Annotated in this window: 5 protein-coding genes and 1 pseudogene; 2 read left to right on the forward strand and 4 right to left on the reverse strand. The window is 63.0% G+C overall.

Annotated elements, in window-relative coordinates; all coding sequences use genetic code 11:
* Positions 1–377, forward strand: a pseudogene (locus tag RWT78_RS26765) (MFS transporter); the annotation flags it as partial.
* Here the strand turns inward: RWT78_RS26765 and RWT78_RS26770 are convergent.
* Genes RWT78_RS26770 through RWT78_RS26785 form a run of 4 tightly spaced genes read right to left on the reverse strand, consistent with a single transcriptional unit; the run spans position 338 to position 6,082 of the window.
* Complete coding sequence (locus tag RWT78_RS26770; RefSeq protein WP_314682049.1) at positions 338–1,006, reverse strand: class I SAM-dependent methyltransferase; 669 nt, start codon at positions 1,004–1,006, stop codon at positions 338–340. The pseudogene RWT78_RS26765 and the gene RWT78_RS26770 overlap by 40 nt on opposite strands.
* A gap of 36 nt (positions 1,007–1,042) precedes the next feature.
* On the reverse strand, positions 1,043–3,586 hold the full coding sequence (locus RWT78_RS26775) for a polynucleotide kinase-phosphatase (RefSeq protein WP_314682052.1): 2,544 nt from the start codon (positions 3,584–3,586) through the stop codon (positions 1,043–1,045).
* Positions 3,583–5,007 (reverse strand): 3' terminal RNA ribose 2'-O-methyltransferase Hen1, encoded by a 1,425-nt coding sequence (locus RWT78_RS26780; RefSeq protein WP_118607278.1) that lies wholly within the window; start codon positions 5,005–5,007, stop codon positions 3,583–3,585. The genes RWT78_RS26775 and RWT78_RS26780 overlap by 4 nt, the downstream gene beginning before the upstream one ends.
* 37 nt (positions 5,008–5,044) lie before the next feature.
* A complete protein-coding gene (locus RWT78_RS26785; RefSeq protein WP_314682056.1) occupies positions 5,045–6,082 on the reverse strand; it encodes an Rv2578c family radical SAM protein in 1,038 nt (345 codons plus the stop codon).
* A gap of 98 nt (positions 6,083–6,180) precedes the next feature.
* Here RWT78_RS26785 and RWT78_RS26790 point away from each other — a divergent pair, with 98 nt between their 5' ends.
* Complete coding sequence (locus RWT78_RS26790) at positions 6,181–6,546, forward strand: RidA family protein (RefSeq protein ID WP_019748335.1); 366 nt, start codon at positions 6,181–6,183, stop codon at positions 6,544–6,546.
* The last annotated feature ends 208 nt before the right edge of the window (positions 6,547–6,754 follow it).

Genomic DNA, 6,754 nt, shown 5'->3' on the forward strand with positions numbered 1-6,754 from the left:
TGGCAGGCGCGCTGGCCATCTTCTGGCTCTTGGCGCCGTCGATGGGAGCGTTCGCTGTCGTCGCCACGATCTTGTGGGGTGCGGCGTTCACTACCGTTCCGATCTGCCTCCAGTCCTCGGTTCTGCGCGCCGTCCCTATCGGGACCGACCGTGCCTCGGCCATCTACGTTGTCGTGTTCCAGATCGCGATTGCAACGGGCGCTCTGCTCGGTGCGGCCGTCGTCGACAGTGGCGGGCTCTCACATCTGGCGGGCATCGGGGTCGCTCTGATGATCGCTTCGTTGGCGATAGTCGGGTTCGGCCGACGCGCGTTTCCCCAGGAACCGGAACGGTCTACTCACTCCCCCACCGACGCGCCGGCCGGACTCTCGTCGTAGATCAGGGTGTATCGCCAGAACAGTCGTCTCCTGATCCGGCTACCTGGCAGACACAACGCGGCCGCGCGCCGGACGTCAGCCATCGACTCACCCGGTTCCGCGGTGGGAGCTGTCATCGCCTTCAGTGGCTCGAAAGCAACCCGTCGATGCTTGACGACTCCGACGACGGGATTGCACACGGTCGCCAACACCGACAGGAGTGCGTCGGTGGGTGTGGTCGACCGATAACACCCGACCACGACGAGCCGCCCGCCCGGTTCGAGCAGGCTACTCAGCTGCTTCATCGATTCTTCGAGTGGAAGATGATGCAACGCTGCGACGACTGTGATCGCGTCGTACTTCGCCTCGGATGCAAAGTCCTCGATCCGCTGCGCGTCGATGATCACGTTCTCGTCGTCGACAAACCTTGCGCGCACGGCGGCCGAGGTTGTCAGGTCGGGTTCCACACCGACCACCACGTCGAACCGCCGACGCAAGAGGTCGATCAGATTGCCGGTCCCGCTCCCCACGTCGAGAGCGCGACCGGACCTGACCCCGCGCAGATTACGTAGAACCCACCGGCCGTAGTGATCGTTGTGACTCCACGGATGGCGTCGATTGAAACCGTCCAAGCGAGCAATCACACCCATACCCGACGGTATCAATCCGAGCCCGCGCACCGGCCGTCACAACCGCGGGTCGACCGGCTCCGATTCGAGAGCCAGCACCGCGAACACGGCCTGGTGCGCTCGCCACAAAGGTTCACGGTCGACGAGCCTGGAGACTGCCTCCATGCCGAGCGCGTACTCGCGAAGCGCCATCGACTGCTTGTGCCCGAGGTTGCGATTGCGTAGCCGAGCAAGTGTCGACGGTTCGAGGTAGTCGGCACCGTAGATCAATCGCAGGTACTCCCGGCCGCGAACCTTGATCCCTGGCTGAACCTTCGCGTTGTACCCCCGCGGTCCGTGAATCTGATTCGCCAGCGGTTTGACGACCATCCCCTCACCACCGTCGCCGGTGAGCGACTCCCACCACTTCGTCGCTTCGGACACCGAGTCCTCGGAACCGAGATCGACCACCAGGCGACGTGTAGTGGTAAATCGACTCGGGTCGGCCGCGGCCAGGCGATCCGAAATACCGAGGTGCCATTCGTGATCCCGTTCCCCGTACGACTGGCCCTCGGCCGCCAGAATCTGGAACGGCGCGATGGTGACGCCGTCCAGTCCGTTCGTCGGCCACACGAACCGTCGGTACGCCTCGCCGAAGCGCTCGATACTGGCGGCCCGAACAGTTGTCTGTTCGAACATCTCCGCCACGTCCAGGCCCCGCGACCCGGCCCGCGCCAACACGGCCTCGCGAGCTGTGAGGTCTGATCGCCCGGCCGCCGCGACCGACGCGTACTGCGAGCGCAGCAGACCTTCCGCTTTGACGTTCCACGGCAACAGTTCGCAGTCGAGGAGCAGCCAGTCGGTGCCCAGCTCTTCCCACAACCCAGCGGAGGTGACTGCGGCGGCGATGTCGTCGATCAACTGCTGAGTCAGGTCGTCGTCGAAGAACTGGCGGCCGGTGCGGGTGTGCACCATCCCGGTGAGCGCATCCGGAGCGTCGAAGCGGGACTGAGCAACCGATCGATCACGGCACACGAGCACCACTGCCCGCGAACCCATGTGCTTCTCTTCGCAGATCACTGTTCCGATTCCGCCGGCCCGGTATGCGTCGAACGCGGTCGACGGGTGTTCCAGATAGTCATCGGATTGGGCGCTCGCGCAGGGCGCCATGGTCGGCGGTAGGTACCGCAGCCATTGCGGCGCGACCGCGAATCGGCTCATCACTTCCAAGGCGCCGGCAGCGTTGTCGGTGCGAACGGACACTCGACCGCGCAGTTCGGTGTCGACGCCGGTCGTTTCGAGGACGTCGGCGAGATCGAGCACATCCGGATCACGAGTCGGCGGTGCCAGCGGTACCACCGGCTCGTACCAAACCTGCTCCGCCGGAACCGACACGATCTCTCGTTCCGGGTATCGAAGGGCGGTGAGGGATCCACCGAAGACGCACCCGGTGTCGAGGCACGCGGTGTTGTTGATCCATTCCACCTCGTGCACCGGCGTGTGACCGTAGAGGACCATCGCTGATCCTCGGTAGTCCTGCGCCCACGGGTATCGAACGGGTAAGCCGAATTCGTCCGTCTCACCGGTAGTTTCACCGTAGAGCGCAAAGCTCCGGACTCGACCGGATGCCCTGTTGTGGTAGTCCTCCTTGAGACCGGCGTGCGCGACAACGAGTTTGCCGTCGTCCAGGACGAGGTGCGCGACGAGGCCGTCACAGAAGTCGACGACGCTTTCGCGGAACTCCGCCGACTCGGTGGCCATCTGCTCGAGGGTCTCGGCGAGTCCGTGACTCGGCGTGACCTTCTTGCCGCGCAGCGCCTTGACGAGTTTGTTCTCGTGGTTACCCGGAACCGCTATCGCGTGTCCCGCCGCGACCATCCCCATGACCAGACGCAGCACACCGACCGAATCCGGACCTCGATCCACGTAGTCACCGAGGAAGACGGCAGTTCGCCCGACCGGCGGCACCGCATCGACAGCTCTGCCATCCGTCCCGAAGTCGACGGTGTAGCCGAGTTTCACGAGGAGCGTCTCGAGCTCGCTTCGACATCCGTGGATGTCACCGATGACGTCGAACGGACCACGCTCGACACGCAGATCGCTGCGGAGCGGGTGGCGCAAGAATGTGGCTTCGGAAACCGCGTCCTCACCTCTGAGTATGTGAACCGAACGGAAACCTTCCTTGCCCAACCCGCGAAGCGAGCGAGTCAACTGTTGGTGCTGGCGGCGAATGACGTCGCGTCCGAACGTCCGATCAGAGCGAGCGTCGTTGCGCGCAGAACAGACCGATTCCGGAATATCGAGCACGACTGCCACCGGCAGTATGTCGTGCTCGCGAGCCAACGCAACGAGTCGCTTGCGCGCGGCGGGCTGGACGTTGGTCGCGTCGACCACCGTGAGGCGTCCGCGTCGCAAACGCTTGGCCGCGACGAACTCCAGCACTTCGAAAGCATCGGACGTCGACTCCTGTGAGTTCGGATCATCACTGACCCACCCTCTGAATGTGTCACTCGAGAGGGTTTCGTACTCACCGAAGTGGCGCGCCGCAAAGGTCGACTTTCCCGAGCCACTGACGCCGATGAGTACTACCAGGGCGAGATCTGGAATCTCGTACACCGTCATGACGTTCGTGCCTCCTTCGTGAAGATTGCCATCTGTGTCGGCCCGCCAAGGACCGGATCAATTGCTCCGACAAATTCGAACTCCACGCAATAGCCGTGGACTCGGGCCGTTTCGGTTGCCCAGTCGCGGAATTGGGTTCGGGAGAACTCGAACCTGTGATCGGGGTGCCTGAACTCTCCCGCGGCCAATGCCGGATACAGCACGTTGTAGTCGGCATTCGGAGTAGTCAGCAGCACATACTGCGGTGCTGCGTCCACGAAGACCGATCTGACCAGCGCCGGCAGGCGCGCCGTGTCGACGTGCTCGACCACCTCCATCAGCACGGCTGCGTCGAAGCCTTTCAAGCGTGCGTCGCGGTACGTCGCGGACGACTGCATCAAAGACACACGTTCACGTTGGGCGTCGGACATTTCGGTGAACTTCAATCTGCGTTGCGCCCGTGTCAGTTCGCGCGCGCTCACATCGACGCCGACAAGTTTGTCGAATTGAGCGTGCGGCATCAGCACCTCGATCAGTTTGCCTTCGCCGCAACCGATGTCGACAATCGTTCTGACGTGCAGTCGCTGAAGCGTCGCCAAAACTGCGTCGACGCGAAGCCGTGCCAGCGGCGGATCCGGTCGCGGTAGTTCGATCTGCGCCTCTGCTTGGTCGGGAATCAGTCGATCGACCACCGATTCGACCAGGTCGCGTCGACGCGCCAGGTAGCGGGACATGATCAGCGCGGAATCCGGATGCGACGCCAACCACTCTCCAGCGACGCGGATCAACTTGTCTGCCTCGTCGGGTCCCACCCAGTAGTGCTTCACGTCGTCGAGGACCGGCAACAGCACGTAGAGGTGCCGAAGGGCACTCTGCACCGTGTGTTCCCCGGTGAGCGTCAACGACACGAAGTCGGAGTTTCCCCACGTCGGCAGGTGCGGATCAAGCTGCACCGGTATCGCGGCCACATCCCAGCCCAGCGGCTCGAACAACCGACGAGGCAATTCCGCATCGCCGCCACACGGAACCACCGGAATCGAGACAGTCAACGCGAGTTCGGTTCCGACGAGTTCCGGGTGCGACTTGCACGTTCCCGTCAACGCGGTGCGAAACAGCTTCGACAGAGCAACCGAGAGTATGGACGACGCCGCATACGGCCGATCGTTGACATACTCACCCAGCGAAAAGTTGTCGCCACTCTTGCCGCGTCGATACCTACTCTGCACAAGTTCGATGGGGTCGACGTCCACAATCACTGCCACCGTGGTCTTTTCGGCTGAGGCCTCCGGGTACAGAACCGTGGCGGTGCCGATCGCCAAGTCGAAGCTTTGCACGCGGTCGGGATGTTTGTGCAGCAGGTAGCTCAACGCGGTCGCATCAGGAGTCTGCGGGGTCGGGGTGGACGTCAGTGTGAGTAGCACCAGGCGAATGTAGCCCGGCAAACGTCCGGGGCGCCTCCGATTTACGCGCCCGCGGCCGTCAGAACAAAGTGAGAGCTGCTCCCGCACCCACCAGTTCCCGGGGCGCCTCACGCGGCTCACTGCCAGCTGCACTGACGTCTCGATGCTCCGAACGACCACCCAACCCATGGCGCTCGACCAATGGCTCGACACGGCTTGCGAGCCAACGCTTGTATTCGGGAGTGACATACGCGCCCCGTCCGTACAGCTCGCGGTAGCGACGGATGAGCGCCGGATGTTCCTGAGCAAGCCAATTCATGAACCAACCCCGAGCACTCCCCCGCAGGTGCATCGGGAAGACCGTCACACTCGTCGCACCGGCTTCGGACAGTGCCTCGAACAGCCCGTCGAGATGACTGGTGGAATCGGTGAGGAACGGAATGACCGGCGCCACCATGACATTGCACGAGAATCCCGCGTCGGTGATGGCGCGGATCATCTCGAGACGCGCCCGCGGCGACGGGGTACCAGGCTCGATCTGCTTCTGAAGTGCAGCGTCGTTGATCGCCAACGACACTCCGATTCCGACGTCGACCTGCGCCGCCGCCATTTTCAACAGCGGCAGGTCCCGTCGGAGCAAAGTTCCCTTCGTCAAGATCGAGAAGGGAGTTCCGGATTCGGTCAACGCGCGAATAATGCCGGGCATCAAGCGGTATCGGCCCTCGGCTCGCTGATAGGGATCGGTGTTGGTACCCAGTGCCACCGCCTCCCGCTTCCAGGACTTTCGCGCCAACTCTTTGCGGAGCACCGCGGCAATGTTCGTCTTCACGACCACTTGGGAGTCGAAATCCGCGCCGGCGTCGAGGTCGAGATACTCGTGACTCGGTCTCGCGAAACAATATCGGCATGCGTGCGAGCAACCACGAAAAGCGTTGACGGTGAAGCTGAACGGCAACGTCGACTCTTCGGGCATCTTGTTGAGCGCGCTCTTGCAGAGCACCTCGTGAAACGTGATTCCCTCGAACTCGGGAGTCTGCACGGAGCGAACCAACCCGGCTCGTTCGAGTCCGGGTAGCGCTCCGTCATCTGCATCCAATGCCTGACCCGACCACCTCATGGCCCCAAGTCGAACACTTGTTCTAAGGTATGTCAAGATGGAGCGAATACCCGACCGTGCCTCACCACGGCCGGGAAGTTGTTGGCAGAATTCGGTGCATGTCGAACAGAATCAATATTTCGTCCGGTTCCGAATGGGAACCCAAGATCGGTTACTCCCGTGCCGTGCGCATCGGTAACCAGATCGCAGTCTCCGGCACCACCGCTCCTGGTGAGACCCTCACAGATCAGACCCGCGCAGCGCTCGAAACGATCAAGGCGGCACTGGCCGAGGCCGGCGCCTCGCTCGACGACGTCATTCGCACTCGCATGTACCTGCGCGACATGACGCAGTGGGAGCAGGCCGCTCTCGCGCACGGTGAAGTGTTCGGCGAGATTCGTCCCGCCACGACCATCCTCGAGGTCAGCTCGCTGATCGACCCCGCTCTGCTCATCGAGATCGAGGCCGACGCGGTCCTCAGCTGATCGCCAATCCGGACGTTTGTGACAGTGGGCGCCTAGTCTGAGCCGATGAAACCGATGCGGCTGTATCCGTTGACGCTCGCGCTCGGCATCACCGTCACTTTCCTCTCGCCCGGCTCTGCACTCGCAGAACCGGGCGAGAGTCTTTCGACGGCTTGCGGCAGCCCGCTGAGCAATGCCGAGGTCGATAGGATTGCCGAACTCAGCGACG

The organism is uncultured Rhodococcus sp. (assembly GCF_963525155.1).
GTDB classification, from domain to species: domain Bacteria; phylum Actinomycetota; class Actinomycetes; order Mycobacteriales; family Mycobacteriaceae; genus Rhodococcus_F; species Rhodococcus_F qingshengii.

What these genes read in the sequence shown, in the direction of transcription:
- RWT78_RS26770 (WP_314682049.1), bottom strand. Translation starts at nt 1,006, where the DNA reads ATGGGTGTGATTGCTCGCTTGGACGGTTTCAATCGACGCCATCCGTGG.
- RWT78_RS26775 (WP_314682052.1), bottom strand. Translation starts at nt 3,586, where the DNA reads ATGACGGTGTACGAGATTCCAGATCTCGCCCTGGTAGTACTCATCGGC.
- RWT78_RS26785 (WP_314682056.1), bottom strand. Translation starts at nt 6,082, where the DNA reads ATGAGGTGGTCGGGTCAGGCATTGGATGCAGATGACGGAGCGCTACCC.
- RWT78_RS26790 (WP_019748335.1), top strand. Translation starts at nt 6,181, where the DNA reads ATGTCGAACAGAATCAATATTTCGTCCGGTTCCGAATGGGAACCCAAG.